The 21,999-nt window shown below is 70.0% G+C and carries 18 protein-coding genes; 12 read left to right on the top strand and 6 right to left on the bottom strand.

What is annotated here, in order from left to right; genetic code table 11:
- Nucleotides 1–56: 56 nt before the first annotated feature.
- Complete coding sequence (locus LWP59_RS30035; protein ID WP_144643770.1) at nt 57–794, top strand: GntR family transcriptional regulator; 738 nt, start codon at nt 57–59, stop codon at nt 792–794.
- 107 nt (nt 795–901) lie between these two features.
- Here LWP59_RS30035 and LWP59_RS30030 read toward each other — a convergent pair whose 3' ends face one another.
- Genes LWP59_RS30030 through LWP59_RS30020 form a run of 3 tightly spaced genes read right to left on the bottom strand, consistent with a single transcriptional unit; the run spans nt 902 to nt 5,942 of the window.
- A complete protein-coding gene (locus tag LWP59_RS30030; protein WP_186383534.1) occupies nt 902–3,025 on the bottom strand; it encodes an acetate--CoA ligase family protein in 2,124 nt (707 codons plus the stop codon).
- Nucleotides 3,025–4,251 (bottom strand): formyl-CoA transferase, encoded by a 1,227-nt coding sequence (frc, locus tag LWP59_RS30025; RefSeq protein WP_144643769.1) that lies wholly within the window; start codon nt 4,249–4,251, stop codon nt 3,025–3,027. The genes LWP59_RS30030 and frc overlap by 1 nt, the downstream gene beginning before the upstream one ends.
- A gap of 11 nt (nt 4,252–4,262) precedes the next feature.
- A complete protein-coding gene (locus LWP59_RS30020) occupies nt 4,263–5,942 on the bottom strand; it encodes a thiamine pyrophosphate-binding protein (RefSeq protein WP_144643768.1) in 1,680 nt (559 codons plus the stop codon).
- A 160-nt stretch (nt 5,943–6,102) separates the two neighbouring features.
- On the opposite strand from LWP59_RS30020, the gene LWP59_RS30015 reads away from it, so the two are divergent.
- Together LWP59_RS30015 and LWP59_RS30010 are read left to right on the top strand one after the other, a co-directional pair.
- Nucleotides 6,103–7,083, top strand: coding sequence for a 2-dehydropantoate 2-reductase (locus tag LWP59_RS30015; protein WP_144643767.1), 981 nt, complete (start codon nt 6,103–6,105; stop codon nt 7,081–7,083).
- Nucleotides 7,080–8,423, top strand: a complete 1,344-nt coding sequence (locus tag LWP59_RS30010; protein ID WP_144643766.1) for an aldehyde dehydrogenase family protein — start codon at nt 7,080–7,082, stop codon at nt 8,421–8,423. The genes LWP59_RS30015 and LWP59_RS30010 overlap by 4 nt, the downstream gene beginning before the upstream one ends.
- A 198-nt stretch (nt 8,424–8,621) precedes the next feature.
- Here the strand turns inward: LWP59_RS30010 and LWP59_RS30005 are convergent, their stop codons facing one another.
- Nucleotides 8,622–9,932, bottom strand: a complete 1,311-nt coding sequence (locus LWP59_RS30005; protein ID WP_144643765.1) for a DUF349 domain-containing protein — start codon at nt 9,930–9,932, stop codon at nt 8,622–8,624.
- A gap of 213 nt (nt 9,933–10,145) precedes the next feature.
- On the opposite strand from LWP59_RS30005, the gene LWP59_RS30000 reads away from it, so the two are divergent.
- From LWP59_RS30000 to dapF, 3 genes are read left to right on the top strand one after another with little or no spacing between them, the layout of a single operon-like run.
- Nucleotides 10,146–10,814: a class III extradiol dioxygenase subunit B-like domain-containing protein gene (locus LWP59_RS30000; protein WP_144643764.1), complete on the top strand. Its 669-nt coding sequence runs from the start codon at nt 10,146–10,148 to the stop codon at nt 10,812–10,814.
- A complete protein-coding gene (gene miaA / locus LWP59_RS29995) occupies nt 10,811–11,710 on the top strand; it encodes a tRNA (adenosine(37)-N6)-dimethylallyltransferase MiaA (RefSeq protein WP_186383533.1) in 900 nt (299 codons plus the stop codon). The genes LWP59_RS30000 and miaA overlap by 4 nt, the downstream gene beginning before the upstream one ends.
- Before the next feature lie 9 nt (nt 11,711–11,719).
- The gene (gene dapF / locus LWP59_RS29990; RefSeq protein WP_144643763.1) at nt 11,720–12,541 is read left to right on the top strand and encodes a diaminopimelate epimerase; all 822 of its coding nucleotides are present in this window, start codon (nt 11,720–11,722) and stop codon (nt 12,539–12,541) included.
- Here the strand turns inward: dapF and LWP59_RS29985 are convergent.
- Complete coding sequence (locus tag LWP59_RS29985) at nt 12,532–13,773, bottom strand: MFS transporter (protein ID WP_144643762.1); 1,242 nt, start codon at nt 13,771–13,773, stop codon at nt 12,532–12,534. The two genes, dapF and LWP59_RS29985, sit on opposite strands and share 10 nt — an antisense overlap.
- Before the next feature lie 59 nt (nt 13,774–13,832).
- Here LWP59_RS29985 and LWP59_RS29980 point away from each other — a divergent pair, with 59 nt between their 5' ends.
- From LWP59_RS29980 to LWP59_RS29970, 3 genes are read left to right on the top strand one after another with little or no spacing between them, the layout of a single operon-like run.
- Nucleotides 13,833–14,336: an ArsR/SmtB family transcription factor gene (locus LWP59_RS29980; protein ID WP_144643761.1), complete on the top strand. Its 504-nt coding sequence runs from the start codon at nt 13,833–13,835 to the stop codon at nt 14,334–14,336.
- Between the two features lie 43 nt (nt 14,337–14,379).
- Nucleotides 14,380–15,810: a GTPase HflX gene (hflX, locus tag LWP59_RS29975; RefSeq protein WP_144643760.1), complete on the top strand. Its 1,431-nt coding sequence runs from the start codon at nt 14,380–14,382 to the stop codon at nt 15,808–15,810.
- A gap of 19 nt (nt 15,811–15,829) precedes the next feature.
- Nucleotides 15,830–16,852 (top strand): SdiA-regulated/phytase-like domain-containing protein, encoded by a 1,023-nt coding sequence (locus tag LWP59_RS29970; RefSeq protein WP_373300032.1) that lies wholly within the window; start codon nt 15,830–15,832, stop codon nt 16,850–16,852.
- Nucleotides 16,853–16,910: 58 nt separating this feature from the next.
- On the opposite strand, the gene lexA is transcribed toward LWP59_RS29970, so the two are convergent.
- Nucleotides 16,911–17,636 (bottom strand): transcriptional repressor LexA, encoded by a 726-nt coding sequence (gene lexA, locus LWP59_RS29965; protein WP_144643759.1) that lies wholly within the window; start codon nt 17,634–17,636, stop codon nt 16,911–16,913.
- A 258-nt stretch (nt 17,637–17,894) separates the two neighbouring features.
- On the opposite strand from lexA, the gene LWP59_RS29960 reads away from it, so the two are divergent.
- From LWP59_RS29960 to LWP59_RS29950, 3 genes are all read left to right on the top strand, one after another.
- On the top strand, nt 17,895–18,365 hold the full coding sequence (locus LWP59_RS29960) for a LysM peptidoglycan-binding domain-containing protein (protein ID WP_229858469.1): 471 nt from the start codon (nt 17,895–17,897) through the stop codon (nt 18,363–18,365).
- Between the two features lie 286 nt (nt 18,366–18,651).
- Complete coding sequence (gene nrdR / locus LWP59_RS29955) at nt 18,652–19,146, top strand: transcriptional regulator NrdR (RefSeq protein WP_144643758.1); 495 nt, start codon at nt 18,652–18,654, stop codon at nt 19,144–19,146.
- A 29-nt stretch (nt 19,147–19,175) separates the two neighbouring features.
- Nucleotides 19,176–21,983 carry a vitamin B12-dependent ribonucleotide reductase gene (locus LWP59_RS29950; protein WP_144643757.1) on the top strand — a complete coding sequence of 936 codons (2,808 nt, stop codon included), beginning with the start codon at nt 19,176–19,178 and terminating at the stop codon, nt 21,981–21,983.
- Nucleotides 21,984–21,999 lie beyond the last annotated feature (16 nt).

The following is a 21,999-nucleotide window of genomic DNA, read 5'->3' as shown; positions in this document are numbered from 1 at the left end:
AGAGGAGAACGGTCCATTGTATGCTGTAGTCAGTCGACCAAATGCTGGGAGTTCGCATGCCGCCGAGTGAGTTGCCGCAGGACATGGCGGCGCGCCGGATCGATCGACCCGTGCCGTTGCGCGAACGCGTGTACCAGGCGATGCAGGAGCTGATCATCTCCCGCCAGCTGGCTCCCGGCCAGCACCTCGTGGAAAGCGAGCTGGCCGAGATGCTCGGCGTCTCCCGCCAGCCGATCCGGGAAGCGCTGCAGCTGCTGAACTCCGAGGGCTGGGTGGACCTGCGCCCTGGCTACGGCGCCTTCGTGCACGCCCCGGCCGACACCGAGGTGGACCAGCTGCTGGCGGTCCGGTCCATCCTGGAGAGCGAGTCCGCCCGCCTCGCCGCCGAGCACGCCGACGACGCGAGCGTCGGGCGCCTGCGCCAGATCTGCGCGGCCGGCGAAGCGGCCCTGGCCTCCGACGACATCGACGGCATGGTCGCCGCGAACGCCGAGCTGCACCGCGCGGTGACGGAGCTGTCGGGCAACCAGGTGCTGCTCGACTTCGTCATGCAGGTGGACCGCCGCGTCCGCTGGTACTACACGCCCATCGCCCGTCAGCGCGGCAAGAAGTCCTGGCAGGAACACGCGAGGCTGATCGACGCCATCGAGCGCGGGGACGCCGACAAGGCCGCCCAGATCATGCGCGAGCACACCGGCCGCACCCGCCAGTCCTACCTCGAAGAGCGGCAGAACAAGCCGGCCGAGGAGCCCGTCGCCCTGCACACCCGGCGCCGCCGCACCCCGCGCGCCTGACCCTCGGACGGCAGGGCTCGAACCCAGCCCGTCAAACAGCTCCTGACAGAACTGTCCGGCCGGTGACGATTTCTTTCGTCACCGGCCGGACTGCAGTGCTCGTGTTCCTACAACAGGCCCGCCGCCCGCGCCCACCGGTACTTCGCGCCCAGCACGGCAACCGGGCGTTCCGTCGTGTACGGGTAGGCGATCACCTTGTGGTCGAACAGGTACTCGCACGCCTTCTCGACCTCGGTGTCACCGGCCAGTGAAGCCACCACCGGCTTGTCGATGCCCTTCGCCCGGTACTCCTCGACCACCCGTGCGGTCAGCTCGGCGAAGACCATCGGCGGGGTGACGATCGTGTGCCAGTAACCCAGGATGAGCGCGTGGATCCGCGGGTCCTCCAACCCCAGCCGGATCGTGGCCTCGTAGGTGGACGGCGGCTCGCCACCGGTGATGTCGATCGGGTTGCCCGCGGCGCCGAATGGCGGGATGAACCGCCGGAACGCCTCGTCGAGGTCCGGCGGGATGTCCATCAGGGACAGTCCGTTGTCGACACAGGCATCCGAGAGCAGCACACCCGAGCCACCGGCGCCGGTGATGATCACGATGTTCTCGCCCTTGGGCGTCGGCATCAGTGGCAGCGACCGCGCGTACTCGAGCATCTCGTTCAGGCCCGGTGCCCGCACCACGCCCGCTTGGCGCAGGATGTCGTCGTACACCTTGTCGTCACCGGCGAGCGCGCCGGTATGGGAGCCCGCGGCCCGCGCGCCCATGTCCGTGCGACCGGCCTTGAGCACCACGACGGGCTTCTTCTTCGTGATCCGCTGCGCCGCGGAGACGAACGCGCGCCCGTCCTTGAGATCCTCCAGGTGCATCGCGACGCACTGGGTGTTGGCGTCCTCCTCGAAGAACGTCAGCAGGTCGTCCTCGTCCACATCGGACTTGTTACCGAGGCCGACGATGGCCGACACGCCCATCTTCGTGGTCCGGCTGAACCCGAGGATCGCCATGCCGATCCCGCCGCTCTGCGAAGTCAGCGCGACCCCGCCCCGCACGTCGTACGGGGTGCAGAACGTGGCGCACAGGTTCCGCGGCGTGTAGTAGTAGCCGTAGATGTTTGGCCCCAGCATCCGCACGCCGTACCGCTTGCCGATCTCGACGATCTCGTCCTGCAGCTCCTGGTTGCCGGTCTCGGCGAACCCGGACGGGATGAGCACCGCCGCCGGGACGCCCTTCTCGCCGCATTCGGTGAGCGCGGCCGCCACGAACTTCGCCGGGATCGCGAACACCGCGACGTCCACCTCGCCCGGGATGTCCCCGATTGCGGCGTACGCCTTGCGCCCCATTATCTCGTCGGCCTTCGGGTTGATCGGGTAGATCTCGCCCGCGTAGCCGCCGTTGATGAGGTTCTTCATCACCGAGTTGCCGATCTTGCCCTCGGCGTCGGACGCCCCGATGACCGCGACCGACCGCGGGTTCATCAGCCGGTTCATCACCCGCAGGATCTCTTCGCGCGACGGCCGGACCGGCTCGCTCACCTCACCCGTCTCGACCAGGATCCGCACGTCCGCCGCGCAGGCCCCGTCCGCGGTGGCGAACACCGGGTTCAGGTCGAACTCGCGGATCTCCGGGAAGTCGGTGACCAAAGTGGACACCTTCTGGATGACGTCGGCGAGCGCGTCGCGGTCCACCCCCTCCGCGCCCCGGACCCCGCGCAGCACCTCCGCCGCCTTGATCCCGTCGATCATCGACCTCGCCGCGGCGCGGTCGAGCGGCGCCAGGCGGAACGTCACGTCCTTGAGCACCTCGACGAGCACGCCGCCGAGACCGAACGCGACGACCTTGCCGAACGTCGGTTCGGTGGTCGCGCCGACGATGACCTCCTGGCCACCACTGAGCATCTGCTGTACCTGGATGCCGGTGATGCTCGCGGAGGCGTTGTGCGCCTTGGCATTCGCGATGATCTTGTCGAACGCCTCGCGGACCGCGTCCGCGCCCTGCACGCCCACGAGCACGCCACCGGCCTCGGTCTTGTGCAGGATGTCCGGCGAGACGATCTTGCACGCGACCGGGCCGCCGATCTCCCCGGCGAGCGCGGCGGCCTCGTCCGCGGTCGTGGCGAGGCCCTCGCGCGGGGTGGGAATGCCGTAGGCGTCGCAGATCTGCTTGCCCTCCGGTGCGGTGAGCGAGTCCCGGCCCTCGGCGCGGACCTTGTCCAGGATCTCGCGCACGATGCTCTGGTCCATCAGATGACTCCCTTGGCCTTGAGTCCCGCGAGCTGCTCGCCAAGGCCGAGCTCGCGCGCGTAGACCTCTTCGTTGTGCTCGCCCAGCAACGGGGACCGCTCGACGTCGACCGGAGAGTCGGACAGCTTGATCGGGCAGCCGACCGTGCTGAACTGACCGCGCTCCGGGTGCTCGACCTTCACGACCATGTCGTTGGCCGCCAGCGACTCGTCCTCGATGATCTCCTTGGTGGACAGGATCGGCCCGCAGGGGATGTTCTGCGCGTTGAGCTTCGCCAGCACCTCCCACTTGCCGTGGTCGATGCTCCAGTCCTCGATCAGCTGGAACATCTTGTCGAGCTTGTTCAGCCGTGCCTCCGGCGTCGACCACTCGGGGTCCTCGGCCAGCTCGGGACGGCCGATCAGCTTCGTGATCGGCTCCCAGCCGACGGGCTGGACGATGACGTAGATGTAGTCGTTCGGGCCGCCCGGCGCGCATTTGACCGCCCAGCCCGGCTGGCCGCCGCCCGAGGCGTTGCCCGACCGCGGCACGGTGTCGCCGAACTCCTTGTTCGGGTACTCCTTGAGCGGCCCGTGGGTCAGCCGCTGCTGGTCACGCAGCTTGACGCGGGCCAGGTTCAGCACGGCGTGCTGCATCGCGACGGTGACCCGCTGCCCGCGGCCGGTGTGCTCCCGCTGGTACAACGCGGCGAGGATGCCCGCCACCGTGTGGATCCCGGTGCCCGAGTCGCCGATCTGCGCCCCGGTCGCCAGCGGCGGCCCGTCCGCGAAGCCGGTCGTGCTCATCGACCCGCCCATCGCCTGCGCGACCACCTCGTACGCCTTGAAATGCGTGTACGGGCCGTCGCCGAAACCCTTGATGGAGGCGAAGATCAGCCGCGGGTTGATCTCCTGCAGCCGGTCCCAGGTGAAGCCCATCCGGTCGATCGCACCGGGCCCGAAGTTCTCCGCGAGGATGTCGAAGCGGGGCAGCAGGTCGGTGAAGATCCGCTTGCCCTCCTCGCTCTTCATGTTGAGCGTGATGCTGCGCTTGTTGCAGTTGAGCATCGTGAAGTAGAGACTGTCCACATCGGGCAGATCCCGCAGCTGCTTGCGCGTGATGTCCCCGCCGGGCGCCTCCAGCTTCACCACGTCGGCGCCGAGCCAGGCCAGGATCTGGGTGCAGGACGGTCCTGATTGGACATGCGTCATGTCCAGGACGCGCACGCCCTCGAGTGCCTTTCCCATGACGTTTCCCCTTACTTGTACATGGTCTGGTTCATGGTCCCCGGCGCGTACACGTCCGGGTCCACCCACACGTTGATCAGTGACGGCTTCCCCGACTCGCGGGCGCGTTGCAACGCGGGCTGGATGTCGGCGGGGTCGCGCACCTCTTCGCCGTAGCCGCCGAGCATCTTGGCGAACTCGCTGTAGGGCACGTCGCCGAGCGTGTTGCCGACCCGGCCGCGGTCGTCGCCGTACTTCTGGATCTGGCCGTAGCGGATCTGGTTCATCGACGAGTTGTTGCCGACGATGCCGACGAACGGCAGGTTGAACCGCACCAGCGTCTCGAAGTCCCAGCCGGTGAGGCTGAACGCGCCGTCGCCGAACAGCGCCACCACCTCCTGGTCGGGCCGGGCGTACTTCGCGGCGAGCACGAACGGCACGCCGACGCCGAGGGTGCCCAGCGGACCCGGGTCCATCCAGTGCCCCGGCGCCTTCGGCTGCACCACCTGGCCGGAGAAGGTGACGATGTCGCCGCCGTCGCCGACGTAGATCGAGTCCGGGGTGAGGAACTCGTTGATCTCGTGGACCAGCCGGTACGGGTCGATCGGGTTGGCGTCGGAATGCTGACGCGGCAGGCGCTTCTCGTACGCCTGCGTCTCCACCGTGCGCAGCTCCTCCAGCCACTCCTTGCGACCGGTGGCACCGTTGTCGATGCGACCGGACGCGGCCTGGGTGACCGACGAGAGCACGAGCCCCGCGTCACCGACGATGCCGAGGTCGACGTCGCGGTTCTTGCCCACCGTGCGGTAGTCGAGGTCGATCTGCACGACCGTCGCGTCGGGGGAGAGCCGCTTGCCGTAGCCCATCCGGAAGTCGAACGGCGTGCCGACGATGATGATCAGGTCGGCGTTCTGGAACGCGTAGCGGCGGGCCAGCTGCAGGTGGTGCGGGTCGCCGGGGGCCAGCGTCCCGCGTCCGGAGCCGTTCATGAAGGCCGGCACGTTCAGCTCGCGCACGAACTCGATCGCCGCGTCGGTCGCGCGGCAGGTCCACACCTGGCTGCCCAGCAGGACGCACGGCTTCTCCGCGTGCACGACGAGGTCCGCCAGCCGCTCGATCGCCTCCGGGTCGCCCGCGGTGCGGGTGGAGGCGCGGTAGCCGCCTGCCTTCGGCACGCGGGCCTTCTCGATCGGCACCTTCGCGTCCAGCACGTCGCGCGGGATCTCCAGGAACGACGGCCCCGGTGCGCCGTGGTAGCACTCGCGGAACGCCATCGAGACCAGGTCCGCGGCGCGTTCCGTGGACGGCACGGTCGCGGCGAACTTGGTGATCGGCGACATCATGTCGACGTGCGGCAGGTCCTGCAGCGACCCCATCTTGTGCTGGCTGAGCGCGCCCTGGCCGCCGATGAGCAGCATGGGACTCTCCGCGCGCAGCGCGTTCGCGACGCCGGTCACCGCGTCGGTGGTGCCGGGGCCCGCCGTGACGACGGCGCAGCCGGGTTTGCCGGTGACGCGCGCGTAACCGTCGGCGGCGTGGGCCGCCACCTGCTCGTGGCGGACGTCGATCACATCGATGCCCTCGTCCACGCAGCCGTCGTAGATGTCGATGATGTGGCCGCCGCACAGGGTGAAGACGACCTCGACGCCCTCCGCCTTCAGTGCTTTCGCCACGAGATGCCCGCCGGAGATCAACCCGGGTTCGCCTGACATGCGCCATCTCCTCACAACTTTGTGGCTACCGAATACTGCATACGATATGGAGTCATGGTGACCCTCGATCGCCGCGCTTGTCCAGAGCTTCGAAGCCATTGACCAGAACAGCTCATACCGTATACTGCATACAATGGTGACGCAACATTGAGGAGACACCGTGAAAGTCGCTGTTCTCGGTGCCGGCGCCATCGGCGCGTATGTCGGCGCAAGCCTCCACCGGGCGGGTGCTGAAGTGCATCTCATCGCCCGCGGTCCTCATCTGAAGGCCATCCGCGAATCCGGCGTGCGGGTCCTGAGTGACCGGGGCGATTTCACCGCCCACCCGCACGCGACCGACGACCCGGCCGAGGTCGGCCCGGTCGACCACGTGTTCCTCGGCCTGAAGGCCAACTCCTACGCCACCTGCGGGCCGTTGATCGAGCCGCTGCTGCACGAGCGGACCTCCGTCATCGCCGCGCAGAACGGCATCCCGTGGTGGTACTTCCACGGGCTGTCCGGCCCCTACCAGGGCCGCCGCGTCGAAACGGTGGACCCGGACGGCGCGGTCACCGCCGTGCTGCCGATGCACCGGGCGATCGGTTGCGTCGTCTACGCGGCGACGGAGATCTCGGCTCCCGGCGAGATCCGTCATCTCGAAGGCACCCGGCTCTCGATCGGCGAGCCGGACGGCTCGATCTCCGCGCGCTGCCGCGAGTTCGCGGACGCGATGGTCGCCGGCGGGCTCAAGTGCCCTGTGGAGCCGGACCTGCGCCGCGACATCTGGATCAAGCTGATGGGCAACATCGCGTTCAACCCGATCAGCGCACTCACCCGCGCGACCATGCTGGGCATCTGCAAGCACCCCGGCACGCGGTCGGTGGTCGTGCGGATGATGCGGGAGACGCTGGACGTCGCCGCCCGGCTCGGCGTGCATCCCGACGTGTCCATCGACCGGCGCCTGGCGGGCGCCGAGCGGACCGGCGAGCACAAGACGTCCACGTTGCAGGACCTGGAAAAGGGCAAGCCGCTCGAGCTCGACGCCATTCTGGCCGCCGTGGTGGAGCTGGCCGATCTGACGGGTGCGCCGGTGCCGACCCTGCGCGTGGTCAACGCACTGGCCGGACTGCTGAACGAGCAGGTGCTGAAGGAGGCGGTATGAGCCTTTTCGTCAAGCCGGGAACCGAGTGGGAAAGCGTTTACAGCCGATGCTGGTCCGTGGCGCCGGATGCGTTCGGCGAGGGCAGGCTGCTCAACTTCTGGGGCGGTCGCCGGCGCCTGGAAGGCACACCGGGCGAGCTGAGGTCACCGATCGACGGCACCGTGCTCACGGGGCCGGCGCCGCTGGCGCCGATCGACGTGAAGCGTGCGGTGCGGGCGAGCCTGAACGAACATCGCACCTGGTCGTTCGCGTCCCTGCCCGAGCGAAAGGCCCGGGTGCTCGCCGCGCTCGACGACTTCGCCGAGCATGGTGAGCTGCTGGCATTGCTGCTGGTGTGGGAGACCGGCAGGACGTGGCAGGCGGCGCGGTCCGATGTGGACGGCTGCGTCGAGGGAGTCCGTTGGTACGCCGAGCACATGCTCGAGCCGTGTGACCCACTGCGGGGACCGGTCGGCAATCTCGCGAGCTGGCGGCATCCGATGGGCGTGCTGATGCACGCGATGCTCGTGCAGGCGCTGACGGGCAACGCGGCGATCGCGAACGCGCCGGCCGAGGGGGGAGTGAACTGCCTGACACTGGCCACGTCGCTCGCCGCCCGGCACGGGGTACCGGTGACATTGGTGAGCGGCGGCGAGGCGGAGCTGTCGACCTCACCTATGCTCGGCCGGACGTCCTATTTGGACCAACATGGCGTGAGTTGCTGGGGTGTCTGGGGATTCAGCGACTGGCCTAAGCTGACCCCTCGCGTTCGAGCGTCGCTCGGGCAAGACAGGCAGCGGTTCGTGGTGCAGCGTTCCCTGTTCGACGACTTTCTCGCCGCGTACCTGCCCGCGGTGCGAGACCTGCGCTTCGGCCATCCGCTGGCTGTCGCGGATCCGGCCGATCCGTTGCCCGAGCTGGATTTCGGGCCGATGGTCAACGATGGCAGGGTGCAGGAACTGCACGACATAGTCGATGATGCGCTCGGTCAGGGCGCGGTGCTGTTGCACCGCGGCTCCCTCGACGAGGGTCGGTTCGTGCCGGACCAGGACACGGCGGCGTACTTCGCGCCGATCGCGATCCTGAAGGCGCCGGCGACGTCGCCGCTGCACCAGGCGGAGCCGTTCGGCCCGGTGGACAGCGTCGTGCTGGTGGACACCGAGGCCGAGCTGCTGGCCGCGATGCATGCCGGCAACGGCTCACCGTCCTTCATGTGCGACGAGGAGCCGACCGCCGAGCGGCTCGCCGCGGCCCTGCGAGGGCCGGTTCACGGCCCGCAGCGCCTCGACGGGCAGGCCGCCGGTGTGGAGCTACCGATCCAGGCCACTGCGGAGACCCATCTCGGGACGCCCGTCCGTTAGCGCCGCCCCGCGCCGCTGCCCCGGCGGCGGCGCGGGGTGCCTTCCGGGGTGGTTGGGCCAGCTGTCCTGTCCTTCGGACCAGGCGGCCCGCCCTGCTCAGGACGCCGTTCGGCCACGACCAGGAGGCCGCCGCGAAGCTGCGGCTGCCCCTGGACATGCCCTACCGGGGGGCGTCACCCGGTCACCGCCCGAGACCGGTCAGCGGTCCGCGACGGCGCGCTCCGCGGCTTCCATCCACTCCCGCCACTGGGCGGCCTGCTCTTCGGCCTTCTTCGCACGGCGGTCGTCGCCCGCGGCGCGGGCCTTTTCGGCCTGTGTCTCGAACTGGTGCACCCGCTCGCGGAACTGCTCGACCCTCGCCTGTGCCTCCGGATCGGTGCGCCGCCAGCGGTTGTCCTCGACCTCCCGGATCCGGTCCTGCACCGCCTTGAGCCGACCGTCCAGCTCCCGGATCCGTTCCCGCGGCACCTTGCCGATCTCGTCCCACTGCTCCTGGATCCGGCGCAGGTGCGCCTTCGCGGCGTCCAGGTTCGCCGCCGGGTCGATCTTCTCCGCCTCGGTCAGCAGCTCTTCCTTCTGCGTCGCGTTCGTGGCGAACTCCGCGTCCCGCTCGGAGAACACCGCGGAGCGGCGCGCGAAGAACTTGTCCTGTGCCGCCCGGAAGCGCTGCCACAGCGCGTCGTCGGTCTCCTTCGGCGCGCGGCCGGCGGCCTTCCACTCGGCCATCAGGTCCTTGTACCGCCCGGCCGTCGGGCCCCAGTCGTCCGAGTCGACGAGCGACTCGGCCTCCCCGATCAGCTCCTCCTTGCGCGACTTCGCCACCGCACGCTGCTTGTCCAGCTCCGCGAAGTGCGACCCGCGACGGCGGTTGAACGCCTCGCGCGCCTTCGAGAAGCGCTTCCACAACTCGTCGTCGGTCTTGCGGTCGACGCCCTTGATCGTCTTCCACTCGTCGAGGATCGCGCGCAACCGGTCGCCTGCGACCTTCCACTGGGTGGACTCCGCGGCGATCTGCTCGGCCTCCTCGGCCAGCGCCTGCTTGCGCCCGATCGCGGCCGACCGCGCCACCTCGCGCTCCTGCTTCGCGTTCGCGAGCGCGCCCTCGGCCTTCTCGACGATGCGGTCCAGCCGGCTGCCGAGCGCCGCGAGGTCGCCGACCACGGCGGCCTCGGCCAGCCCGCCGCGCAGCTGGGTCGCGGTCGTCAGCGCCTGCTTCGGGTCGCCCGCGCCCGAGCTCAACCGGGTCGCCAGCAGCTCGACCTCGGTGCGCAGGTCGTCGAAGCGCCGCGCGTAGTGCAGCAAGCCCTCGTCGGGTGTGCCCGCCTGCCAGACGCCCACCGCGCGTTCGCCGTCCGCGGTCCGAACGTAGACGTTGCCCTCGTCGTCCACCCGGCCCCAGCGGGACGGGTTCGGCTCGGCCGGGGGAACCGGCCGGTCCTGGCCTGCCGGCGCGTGCGGGAGCGGCATCTTGTGCGGCGCGGGTGCGCCGGGCGTGATCTCGTCGGCCATCGCAGGCTCCTTATCGCCTGTCGGGCCCGCCTCGTGGGCGGGCGCCCCACCGAGGTGGGGCCGGGTCGTGCGGGGGAGCGCTTCGACCCCCACGCCGCATTCAAGCAGTTCAGCACGGCTTGTGGTACTCGGTGCGGTGGTCGGAGCGGGTGATTCTACTGTGGTCGGCTGTGGGAGCAGTGTTATCGCACCCGCCCGGTAACCTCGACCAGTGTGATCACGCGTGCCGTCGTGGTGCCACACCCCCCGTTGCTGGTACCGCGGCTCTCCCCTGGACCCAACCCCGAGCTGGCCGCCCTGCGCGAGGCCTGCGTGGCCGCCGCGGGCAGGCTCGGCCCGGTCTGGACGGCCGTCGGCGCGCATCCGGAAGACCAGGTCATCGGTCCCGATGCGGCCGGCAGCTTCCGCGGCTACGGGGTCGACGAGCGCGTTCGGCTCTCCGCGAACGGCGTCCGGCGGACGCTGCCGCTGCCCGCCCTGGTCGCCGGGTGGCTGCGCGAGCAGGCGGGCGCCGAGTCGGTCGAGGTGCGCCTGGTCGCCGGAAGCACGGCACCGGCGGATTGTGCCCGTTTGGGCAAGCAGCTGACCGGTGACCTGCTGATCCTCGGCGACGGCTCGAACCGGCACGGTCCCGGCGCCCCCGGCGGCGAGGACGTGCGCGCGCCCGCGTTCGACGACGCGGTCGCGAAAGCCCTGGCCAAGGCCGACACCCAGGCGCTGCTGGAGCTCGACCCCATGCTGGCCGAGGAGCTCGGTGCGGGTGGCCGGGTGCCGTGGCAGGTGCTCGCCGGCGCGGGCGGCGACTGGCGTGCGGAACTCCTGTACTCCGCGGCGCCCTTCGGCGTCGGCTACCACGTCGCGGTCTGGGAACTCCGGCGATGAGGCCGATCGCCGTCGTCGGGCCCACCGCGACCGGGAAGTCGGACCTCGCGATCCGCCTCGCCGAGGAGCTGGGCGGCGAGGTCGTCAACGCCGATGCCATGCAGCTCTACCGCGGGATGGACATCGGGACCGCGAAGGTGACCGAAGAGGAACGCCGCGGCGTCCCGCACCACCTGCTCGACGTGCTCGACGTGACGGAGACGGCGTCGGTCGCCGCCTACCAGCGCGACGCCAGGGCGGTCGTCGAACGCCTGCTCGGCGAGGGCAAGGTACCGGTGCTGGTCGGCGGCTCGGGCCTGTACGTGCAGGCGGTGCTCGACGACCTGCGTTTCCCGGGCACCGACCCCGCCGTCCGCGCCCGCCTGGAGGCGGAAGCGGCCGAAGCGGGGGCGGCGGCGATGCACGAACGGCTCGCGCGCCTCGACCCCGACGCGGCCGCGGCGATCCTGCCGTCCAACGCCCGCCGGATCGTCCGCGCGCTGGAGGTCATCGAGCTCACCGGCGAACCGTTCTCGGCCAACATGCCCGTGCCGGGGCCGCCGCGGTACGCCGCGGTGCTCATCGGAATCGATCGTGAGGCCCCGGAACTCGACGAACGGGTCGAACTGCGCGTCGAGCGCATGTTCGCGGCCGGGCTCGTCGACGAGGTGCGTGCGCTCGCCGAGCGTGGCCTGCGCGAGGGAAAGACCGCTTCGCGGGCGCTGGGGTACCAGCAGGTGCTGGCCGCGCTCGACGGTGACGGCGACTTCGCGGCCGCCGTGGCGGCCACGAAACAGGCGACGCGCCGATTCGTTCGCAGACAACGATCCTGGTTCCGCCGGGACGCCAGGATCCGGTGGTTCCCGGCTACGGATTCCGACTTGGCCGCGCGAGTGCTGTCGGTGGCTGCCCAGTAAGCTGATCCAGTGGCGATCGAGTTTCTCAAAGGGCATGGCACACAGAACGACTTCGTGCTGCTGCCCGACCCGGACGGCCGGCTGGAGTTGACGCCGGGCCGGGTCGCCGCGCTGTGCGACCGCCGGCGCGGGCTCGGTGCCGACGGCGTGCTGCGAGTGGTCCGGTCCACCGCGCTCGGGCTGCCATCCGAGGGCGAGTGGTTCATGGACTACCGCAACGCCGACGGGTCGGTCGCGGAGATGTGCGGCAACGGGATGCGCGTGTTCGCGCGTTACCTGGCCGAGCGGGGGCTGGCCGAGGGGCCGGAGTTCCTCGTGGGCAGCCGGGCCGGGGACAAGCCCGTGGTGGTGCACCCGGACGGCACGGTCACCGTGCACATGGGGCCCGCCTCGGTCACCGGGGCGTCCGTGGCGATCGTCGACGGCCGGGACTTCTCCGGGGTCGCGGTGAACGTGGGCAACCCGCACCTGGTGTCCGTTGTGGACGGTGACGTCGCGGAGCTGGACCTGCGCGAGGAGCCGCGCTACGACGAGGACTTCTTTCCCGAGGGCGTGAACCTGGAGTTCGTCAACCCGTTGGGCGAAGGCGCGTTGCGCATGCGGGTCTACGAGCGCGGGGTCGGCGAGACCCGCTCCTGCGGTACGGGCACCGTCGCCGCGGTCGCCGCCGCGCTGCACCTGGCGGGCACCGACACCGGTGAGTCCACTGTGGATGTTCCTGGCGGCAGGGTCACGGTCACCATGAAGCGCGGCGAGTCCACCCTGACCGGCCCCGCGGAGTTCGTGGCGCGCGGCGAGCTGGTCGACGAGTGGTGGGCCGCTCAGGAGTAGACGGCCTCCTTCGGCACGTCCCGCATCCGGCGCAGCGGTGAGAACACCAGCAACGCGGTGGGCACGGCCAGCCCGGCGCAGCCGGCCCACAGCGTGCCGCGCACGCCGAGCCATTCGCCGAGCCCGCCGCCGATGAGGCCGCCGACCGGCATCGTGCCCCACACCACGAACCGCACGGTCGCGTTCATCCGGCCGAGCAGCCGGTCCGGGCAGATGGCCTGGCGGTAGCTGACCTGTGCGACGTTGTAGACGATCACCCCGAAGGTCATCACCGTCATCCCCACCGCCACGAGCCCGACCCGCCGGCCCGGCGCGGCGAGCGGGACCAGCACCTGGAACGGCCAGGTCAGGAGCGGGACGAGCCAGATCGCGCGGGCCTGGCCGATGCGCCGGGTCCACCAGCCCGCGGTGAGCGCGCCGAGCACCCCGCCGATCCCCATCGTGGTCAGCAGCGCGCCGACGGCGGCCGCGCCGAGGCCGAGGTCGCGGGTGAGGAACAGGATCAGCATCGCCTGGAAGACCGTGTTCCCCAGGTTCGCCGTCGCCGTGCACAGCGTGATCGGCCGCAGGGTGGGGTTGTGGAAGACGAACCGCATCCCCTCGGCGATCCGGGTGTGCAGCGGGATGCCGTTGTGCGGTTCCGGCTCCGGCTCGACGGTCTTGATGCGCAACAGGAACAGCCCCGACGCGAGGTAGCCGAGGCCGGTCGCCAGCACCGCGTTCGCCGCGCCCGCGAGCTGGGCGAGGCCGCCGCCGAGGCCGGGCCCGACGACCTGTGCCGTCGACTGGCTGGCCTGCAGCTTCGCGTTGCCTTCGAGCAGGTGTTCCCGCCCGGCCAGCGACGGCAGGTACGACTGGTAGGCGACGTCGAAGAACACGGTGCCGACGCTGACGAGCAGCGCGACGACGATCAGCTGCGCCAGCGTGAGCACGCCCGCCCACCAGGCGATCGGCACGGTCAGCAGGAGTGCGGCGCGGGCGAAGTCGGCCCGCAGCATCAGCGGCCGACGCCGCATCCGGTCGACCCACACCCCGGCGGGCAGCCCGATGAGCAGGAACGCGGCGTTCTCGGCGGCGGTGAGCAGGCCCATCTGGAACGGGGTCGCGGCCAGCACGGTCGCCGCGAGCAGCGGGATCACGGCCTGGCCGACGAAGTTGCCCGCCTGGCTGATCGTGTCGCCCGCCCACAGCCGCCGGAAGTCCGGGTGGAACCACAGTGTGTCGCGCCGCATGCGGCAAGCTTCGCGCAAGTGATTGGAAAGAGTCAATCACTTATCCCTACACTCGGGGGGTGCCCCATACGCGACGGGAAGCGACCGAGGCCGAGGCCAACGCGCTCGCCTCCGGAATACGGCTGCGCATCATCCGGTTGACCTATGCGGACGCGTTGACCAACAAGGAGCTGGCCGAGCGTCTGGGTCGTGACCCGGCGACGGTGCTGCACCACGTGCGCAAGCTGGTCGACACGGGTTTTCTGGCTCCTCAGCCGGCTCGGCGCGGCAACCGGGGAGCGAAAGAGATTCCTTACCTGTCGACAGGGCTGTCCTGGTACCTCGACGAGGTCGGCCTGCACGAGCAGGTCGGACAGGCCATGCTCGAGGCGTACCTCGGCGAGATCGCCGAGGTACCGTCGGCCGAGCTGCGCCAGACGCGGCTGGTCGTGCAGGTCTCGCCGGCGGACCGGACGGAGTTCGAAGACAGGCTCCACGCCCTGCTCGAGGAGTTCAAGGCCCGGTCCGAGACCGGCGGCGGCGACCGTACCGCGATCTACATCGCGACTTACCCGAGCCGGTAATGCGCTCGGTTTCTCCCACGAATCGTGGGACCATGGAAGGACGATGACAGAACTGACACACAGCAACTTCCTCGAAGACCCGTCGACCGGTGAGCTGGACCTGGAGGCACGCGCCTCATTGCGGCGCGTCGCCGGACTGTCCACCGAGCTGGCGGACATCACCGAGGTCGAGTACCGGCAGCTTCGCCTGGAACGGGTGGTGTTGGTCGGCGTGTGGACCGAAGGCACCGCGGCCCAGTCCGAGGCCTCGCTGGCCGAGCTGGCCCTGCTGGCCGAGACGGCGGGCTCGGAGGTGCTGGAGGGTCTTGTGCAGCGCCGTGACAAGCCGGACCCGGCCACCTACATCGGCTCGGGCAAGGTTCGCGAGCTGTCCGACGTCGTCATTGCGACCGGCGCCGACACGGTGATCTGCGACGGCGAGCTCTCGCCGGGCCAGCTGCGTCAGCTGGAGGCCAAGCTCAAGGTCAAGGTGATCGACCGGACGGCGCTGATCCTGGACATCTTCGCCCAGCACGCGCGCTCCAAGGAGGGCAAGGCGCAGGTCGAGCTGGCCCAGCTGCAGTACCTCATCCCGCGGCTGCGCGGCTGGGGCGAGTCGCTGTCCCGGCAGGCCGGTGGCCGTGCCGGTGGCGCGAACGGCGGCGTGGGCCTGCGTGGTCCCGGTGAGACGAAGCTGGAGACCGACCGGCGGCGGATCAACAAGCGGGTGGCCAAGCTGCGCCGCGAGATCGCCGCGATGGACACGATCCGGGTGACCAAGCGCGGCCGCCGGGTCGCCAACGAGGTCCCGAGCGTCGCGATCGTCGGCTACACCAACGCCGGGAAGTCGAGCCTGCTCAACGCCATCACCGGCGCGGGCGTGCTCGTCGAGAACGCGTTGTTCGCCACCCTCGACCCGACCACGCGGCGCAGCGCCACGCCGGACGGGCGCACGTACACGCTGACCGACACCGTCGGGTTCGTGCGGCACCTGCCGCACCAGCTGGTCGACGCGTTCCGCTCGACGCTGGACGAGGCGGCGGACGCCGACCTGCTGCTGCACGTGGTGGACGGGTCCGACCCGGCGCCCGAGGAGCAGGTCAACGCGGTGCGCGAAGTGCTCGCGGAGATCAACGAGCGCCGGTCCGAGCCGTTGCCGCCCGAGCTGATCGTGATCAACAAGGCCGACGCCGCGGACGAGCTGTCCCTGGTCCGCCTGCGCCACCTGCTGCCCGACGCCGTGGTGGTCTCCGCCCGTACGGGTGCGGGTGTGGCCGAGCTGGTCGAGACGGTCGCCGAGCGGTTGCCGCGGGCGGAGGTCACCGTCGAGGCGCTGGTCCCGTACACCCGTGGCGAGCTCGTCGCACGCGTGCACGACGACGGTGAGGTCCTCGCCGAGGAGCACCTGCCCGAGGGCACGCGGCTGTGCGCCCGGGTCCGCCCGGACCTGGCTTCCGCGCTGGAGTCGTATGTCGTGGACGGTTCGCGGGCCTGATCTCGGTAACGTCGGCGCGGTGACCTTGCGCTGGGGTGCCGTGCTCGCCGTGTTCTCGTTCGTCCTCGCGCTGTCCGCGGCTCCGGCCGCGGCGGCGCAGGCACCGGCCTCGGTGTGCACGGTTTCGGACAAGCGGATCACCGAGCTGTCCGGCCTGGTCAGCGACGGGCAGCGCTGGTACGCGATCAACGACGGCGGCAGCAAGATCCAGGTGTTCGTGCTGGGACGCGACTGCGCGGTGCAGCGGGTGATCACCAACTCGCTGGACCCGTACGACGTGGAGGACCTGGCGCGCGCCGCCGATGGCACGCTCTGGCTGTCGGACACCGGTGACAACGACAAGAAGCGCGAGACGGTGGCCCTGGTCGCCCTGACGCCCCAGGGCAAGGCGACGCTGTACCGGCTCACCTATCCCGACGGCCAGCACGACGTGGAGGCGTTGCTGCTGGACCGTCATGGCACGCCGTACCTGGTGACCAAGACGCCATTCGGCGACTCCGGGATCTACCGGCCCGTCTCGGCGCTCAAGAGCCCCGGCCCGACTCCGCTGGAGAAGGTCGGCACGCTCGAGTTCAAACCCACGAACACCCCGGGCGGTCCGGTGGCCGGCTTCGGGTCCGTGCTCGTGACGGGCGCGGCGACCAGTGCGGACGGCACCGTGGTCGCCCTGCGCACCTATACCGACGCCTACCTGTACTCCGCGCCCGACGGCGACGTGTCCGCGGCCCTGAAGCGCGACCCGGTGCGGGTGCCACTGCCGGACGAGCAGCAGGGCGAAGCGCTGGCGTTCGAGCCCGACGGCACGTTGCTGTCCGGCGGGGAGGGCACCAGGCAACCGATCCGAGCCGTGAAGGACGCGACGTCCATGGCCAAACCCGCTACGAACGACCGCACTCCGGCCGCCGCGGGTGGCGAGACGGGCACCGGCGCGGGCGGTTCGTCCGGCATGGGGGGCGCCCCGGCGCTGGTGCTGGCGGTCTGCATCGCGGCCGGCGGCCTGTTCGCGCTGACCAAGCTCCGTCGCCGGTTCTCGCGCAAGTAACCGGCGCCTCGAGGGGTACCCGGGCCCGGACCTGGAGTCCGGGCCCGCCGTCCACTCGCTACAACCGGCGCAGCACGGCCACGACCTTGCCGAGGATGCTGGCGTCGTCACCGTTGATGGGCTCGTAGGCCTCGTTGTGCGGCATCAGCCACACGTGCCCGCTCTTGCGCTTGAACGTCTTCACCGTCGCCTCGCCGTCGATCATCGCGGCGACGATCTCCCCGTTGTTGGCGGTCGGCTGCTGGCGCACCGCGACCCAGTCGCCGTCGGTGATGGCCGCCTCGATCATCGAGTCACCGGTGACCTTCAGCAGGAACACCTCGCCCTCGCCGACGATGTCCTTCGGCAGCGGGAACACGTCCTCGATGGACTGCTCGGCGAGCACCGGCCCGCCGGCGGCGATCCGGCCGACCACCGGCACGTACGCCGGCTTCGGCATGTCACTCTCGGTACGCCCGATCCGCGCGGCGTGCTCGGCCGCGGCGGTGAGCACGCCGACGGCACGAGGCCGGTTGGCGTCGCGGCGCAGGTAGCCCTTGCGCTGCAGGGTGCGCAGCTGGTGCGACACCGACGACGTCGAGGTGAGGCCGACGGCCTCACCGATCTCGCGCACGCTGGGCGGGTAGCCGAAGCGGTCGACCCAGGCGCGGATGACCTCCAGCACCTGCTGCTGCCGCGGGCTCAGCCCCTCCTCCACGTCCTCGGGATCGGGGAGCGGGTGGACGTCGCCGAACCGGCCGCCCGGCCTGCGGGGAATGTCCGCAGTCTCGTCGGTGTCTGTCATGGTGCCGCCTCCCAGCCGCGTTGCTCACTTCGTACCTGCCGGGCCGCAGAGTTCAGAGCGACCGGCGCGTTTCGCCTTGTCCTGGTCACCCACGGTAGTGCACCGGACCGGGAACATCAAACAACTGTTCGAGCGACACGCCGGGTGTCTCTCGATTTTGTCAGACCCTGGTGGTACACATTCGCGCAGAGGTTCGATAGAACGAGTGTTCGACCTGACGCCCGCCGGGCCAGGTCAGAAGCCGCGAGGAGGTTCGCGATGTCGGTACTGCTGGATGGAAGCCCGGCCGCCGGGAATGCCGCCGAGAGCAGGACTGGGCCGCAGCTGCCGGTCCGGCCGCGACGGGCAGGCGAGACGCGCCGGCCGCCGACGCGTGCCCGTGTCGTGGCGGGCCGCGGCCGGAGCGCCGTGCCCGCCTGCACGCCGCGGCGGGTCGTGCCGCGCTGGCCGTGGCTCGCGGCGATCGCGGTCGCGGCGGGTCTGTTCGTCACCGGTCTGGGTGTTTTTGCCGACGGGATGTCGGCCGCCGTGCCCGAGCGGACCGCCACGGTCACGGTCGGCAGCGGGGAGACGTTGTGGGACGTCGCGCACCACTACGCGCCGGCCTCGGACGCCGACGCGGTCGTGGCCCGGATCAAGCAGCTCAACAACTTCGGGGACGCCACCGTCGTGCCCGGTCTGCCGCTCACCGTTCCCGTGGACGCCCAGCCGCTCGGCGCGGGCCGGTGACCTTCCGCCGAGAAGTGCCGCGCGACACGCGCTTCACCCGGCCGGGTCGCTTGCGCCCCGCTGATGCGCGATCTAAGGTCGACCGCTATATCTAGTAGTTACATGGCTGTAGTTGGTCCACAAGTTGGGGTAGACTGAAACACGAGTTGTCCACAGCTGGTCGGTGTTCACCCACCGGATATCCACAAGTTGATCACCAGGTCATCGCCTGGACCGGGCCGTTGCGTGGCGGGCCGGAGGGCGCGGATAGCCGGGGGAACAGACGTGAAAGGAAAGGTGATCGGTCGTGCGGTGCCCGTTCTGCCGCCATGCCGATTCCCGGGTCGTCGACTCCCGTGAGGTGGACGAAGGACAGGCGATCCGCCGCCGCAGGTCGTGCTCGGCATGCGGGCGCCGGTTCACCACCTCGGAGACGATGGTGCTCGCCGTCGTCAAGCGGTCCGGGGTCACCGAGCAGTTCAGCAGGGACAAGGTGGTCCGGGGCGTGCGCCGGGCCTGCCAGGGCAGGCCGGTCGACGACGACGCCCTGCAGCAACTCGCACAGCGGGTCGAGGAGTCGATCCGCTCGGCTGGTGTCGCGGAGATCCCGAGTCACGAGGTGGGCCTCGCGATCCTCGGTCCGCTCCGTGAGCTCGACGAGGTCGCGTACCTCCGGTTCGCCAGCGTCTACCGCTCCTTCTCGTCCGTGGAGGACTTCGAGAAGGAGATCGCGGACCTACGTGCGGCCATGGCGGATTCGGCAGCGCCGCAGGACGGCGACAGGAGCGCGGACGGCGAGTGATACTCGGCCGGCGGGAGAGGGACAAGTCCATGACGGAGACCGTGGCGACAGGCAGTAAAAGCGCGAAGAGGGGCAAGCGCGGGCTCACCGTCGAGCGCGTGTTCACCACCGAGGGCGTGCACCCCTACGACGAGGTGAACTGGGAAAAGCGCGACGTCGTGATGACCAACTGGCGCGACGGTTCGATCAACTTCGAGCAGCGTGGGGTCGAGTTCCCCGAGTTCTGGTCGGTCAACGCGACCAACATCGTCACCAGCAAGTACTTCCGCGGCGCGGTGGGCAGCCCGCAGCGCGAGCGCAGCCTCAAGCAGCTCATCGACCGGGTCGTGAAGACCTACGTCAAGGCGGGCACGGACAACGGCTACTTCGCCACCGGCGTCGACGCCGAGGTCTTCGAGCACGAGCTGACCTGGATGCTGCTGCACCAGGTGTTCAGCTTCAACTCCCCGGTCTGGTTCAACGTCGGCACGACCTCCAAGCAGCAGGTCAGCGCCTGCTTCATCCTGGCGGTCGACGACAACATGGACTCGATCCTCAACTGGTACAAGGAAGAGGGCCTGATCTTCAAGGGCGGCTCCGGCGCCGGGCTGAACCTCTCCCGCATCCGCTCCTCCAAGGAGCTGCTCTCCTCCGGCGGCACCGCCTCCGGCCCGGTCTCCTTCATGCGCGGCGCCGACGCGTCCGCGGGCACCATCAAGTCCGGCGGCGCCACCCGCCGCGCGGCGAAGATGGTCGTGCTCGACGTCGACCACCCCGACATCGAGGAGTTCATCACCACCAAGGCGCGCGAGGAAGAGAAGATCAAGGTCCTGCGCGACGCCGGGTTCGACATGGACCTCTCCGGTGCCGACATCCACTCGGTGCAGTACCAGAACGCCAACAACTCGGTCCGCGTCAGCGACGAGTTCATGCGCTCGGTCGAGGCGAAGAGCGAGTTCGGCCTGCGTGCCCGGCTCACCGGCGAGGTGATCGAGCACGTCGACGCCAAGAAGCTGTTCCGCTCGATGGCGCAGGCGGCGTGGGACTGCGCCGACCCGGGCGTGCAGTACGACGACACGATCAACGACTGGCACACCTGCCCCGAGTCGGGCCGGATCACCGCGTCCAACCCGTGCAGCGAGTACATGCACCTGGACAACTCCAGCTGCAACCTCGCGTCGCTGAACCTGCTGAAGTTCCTCTCCGGCGACGGCACCTTCGACGCGCAGCTGTTCGTCAAGGCCGTCGAGTTCGTCATCACCGCGATGGACATCTCGATCTGCTTCGCGGACTTCCCGACCGAGGCGATCGGCGACACCACCCGCAAGTTCCGCCAGCTGGGCATCGGCTACGCCAACCTCGGCGCGCTGCTGATGGCCACCGGCCACGCGTACGACTCCGACGGCGGCCGCGCCCTGGCGGCGGCGATCACCTCGCTGATGACCGGCACCTCCTACCGTCGCTCGGCGGAGCTCGCCGGTGTCGTCGGTGCGTACGAGGGCTATGCCCGCAACGCCGAGGCGCACCAGCGCGTCATGCGCAAGCACGCGGGCGCCAACGACGCGATCCGCACGATGCACGCCAACGACGTCGCGGTGCGCGACCTTGCGACGCGGGAATGGCAGCGCGGCATCGAGATCGGCGTGAAGAACGGCTGGCGCAACGCGCAGGCCAGTGTGCTCGCCCCCACCGGCACCATCGGCTTCATGATGGACTGCGACACCACCGGCATCGAGCCGGACTTCTCGCTGGTCAAGTTCAAGAAGCTGGTCGGCGGCGGCTCCATGCAGATCGTCAACCAGACCGTGCCGCGGGCGCTGAAGGCGCTGGGCTACCAGGACGAGCAGGTCGAGGCGATCGTCGAGTACATCGCCCAGCACGGCCACGTCGTGGACGCCCCCGGGCTGCGGCCGGAGCACTACGAGGTGTTCGACTGCGCGATCGGCGAGCGTTCGATCAAGCCGATCGGCCACGTGCGGATGATGGCCGCGGTGCAGCCGTTCATCTCGGGCGCGATCTCGAAGACGGTCAACATGCCGGAGTCGGCGACCGTCGAGGAGGTCGAGGAGATCTACTACGAGGGCTGGAAGCTCGGCCTGAAGGCGCTCGCGATCTACCGCGACAACTGCAAGGTCGGCCAGCCGCTGTCCAGCGGGAAGAAGGACGCGAAGGCGGCGACCCCGGAGCCGGAGAAGGTCGTCGAGTACAAGCCGGTGCGCAAGCGCCTGCCCAAGAAGCGCCCGAGCCAGACCCTGTCGTTCACCGTCGGTGGCGCCGAGGGCTACCTGCACGCGGGTTCCTACCCGGACGACGGCCTCGGCGAGATCTTCGTCAAGCTCGGCAAGCAGGGTTCGACCCTGGCCGGCGTGATGGACGCCTTCTCGATGTCGATCTCGGTGGGCCTGCAGTACGGGATCCCCCTGGAGTTCTACGTCTCGAAGTTCTCCAACCTGCGCTTCGAGCCGGCCGGCATGACCGACGACCCGGACATCCGGATCGCCACCAGCGTGCTGGACTACCTGTTCCGGCGGCTCGCGCTGGACTACCTGCCGTACGAGAAGCGGGCGCAGCTGGGCATCTTCACCGCCGAGGAGCGCACCGCCCAGGTCGAGGCGTCGGACTACGGCAACGCCCCCGCGGCGGAGCCGGAGAGCGTGGACCTCGAGGAGCTGCGCAGCACCGTCGAGTCGAGCCGAGGGGTGGAAACCGAGGTGGCGCACAGCACCGCCGAGCTGATGGACCTGCACCTCGGCAAGGCGAATGACGCGCCGCTGTGCATGACCTGCGGCACGAAGATGCGTCCCGCGGGCTCCTGCTACGCCTGCGAGGGCTGCGGCGCCACCTCCGGCTGCAGCTGATCGGCCACCGAAAGGG

The organism is Amycolatopsis acidiphila (assembly GCF_021391495.1).
GTDB classification, from domain to species: Bacteria; Actinomycetota; Actinomycetes; order Mycobacteriales; family Pseudonocardiaceae; genus Amycolatopsis_E; species Amycolatopsis_E acidiphila.
The sequence above is the reverse complement of the archived record's forward strand: the minus strand, read 5'-3'. Positions and strand labels throughout refer to the sequence as shown.

Coding starts and splice junctions, on each gene's coding strand:
- LWP59_RS30035 (WP_144643770.1), top strand. CDS start 57: ATGCCGCCGAGTGAGTTGCCGCAGGACATGGCGGCGCGCCGGATCGAT.
- LWP59_RS30030 (WP_186383534.1), bottom strand. CDS start 3,025: ATGGACCAGAGCATCGTGCGCGAGATCCTGGACAAGGTCCGCGCCGAG.
- frc (WP_144643769.1), bottom strand. CDS start 4,251: ATGGGAAAGGCACTCGAGGGCGTGCGCGTCCTGGACATGACGCATGTC.
- LWP59_RS30020 (WP_144643768.1), bottom strand. CDS start 5,942: ATGTCAGGCGAACCCGGGTTGATCTCCGGCGGGCATCTCGTGGCGAAA.
- LWP59_RS30010 (WP_144643766.1), top strand. CDS start 7,080: ATGAGCCTTTTCGTCAAGCCGGGAACCGAGTGGGAAAGCGTTTACAGC.
- LWP59_RS30005 (WP_144643765.1), bottom strand. CDS start 9,932: ATGGCCGACGAGATCACGCCCGGCGCACCCGCGCCGCACAAGATGCCG.
- miaA (WP_186383533.1), top strand. CDS start 10,811: ATGAGGCCGATCGCCGTCGTCGGGCCCACCGCGACCGGGAAGTCGGAC.
- LWP59_RS29985 (WP_144643762.1), bottom strand. CDS start 13,773: ATGCGGCGCGACACACTGTGGTTCCACCCGGACTTCCGGCGGCTGTGG.
- hflX (WP_144643760.1), top strand. CDS start 14,380: ATGACAGAACTGACACACAGCAACTTCCTCGAAGACCCGTCGACCGGT.
- lexA (WP_144643759.1), bottom strand. CDS start 17,636: ATGACAGACACCGACGAGACTGCGGACATTCCCCGCAGGCCGGGCGGC.
- LWP59_RS29960 (WP_229858469.1), top strand. CDS start 17,895: ATGTCGGTACTGCTGGATGGAAGCCCGGCCGCCGGGAATGCCGCCGAG.
- LWP59_RS29950 (WP_144643757.1), top strand. CDS start 19,176: ATGACGGAGACCGTGGCGACAGGCAGTAAAAGCGCGAAGAGGGGCAAG.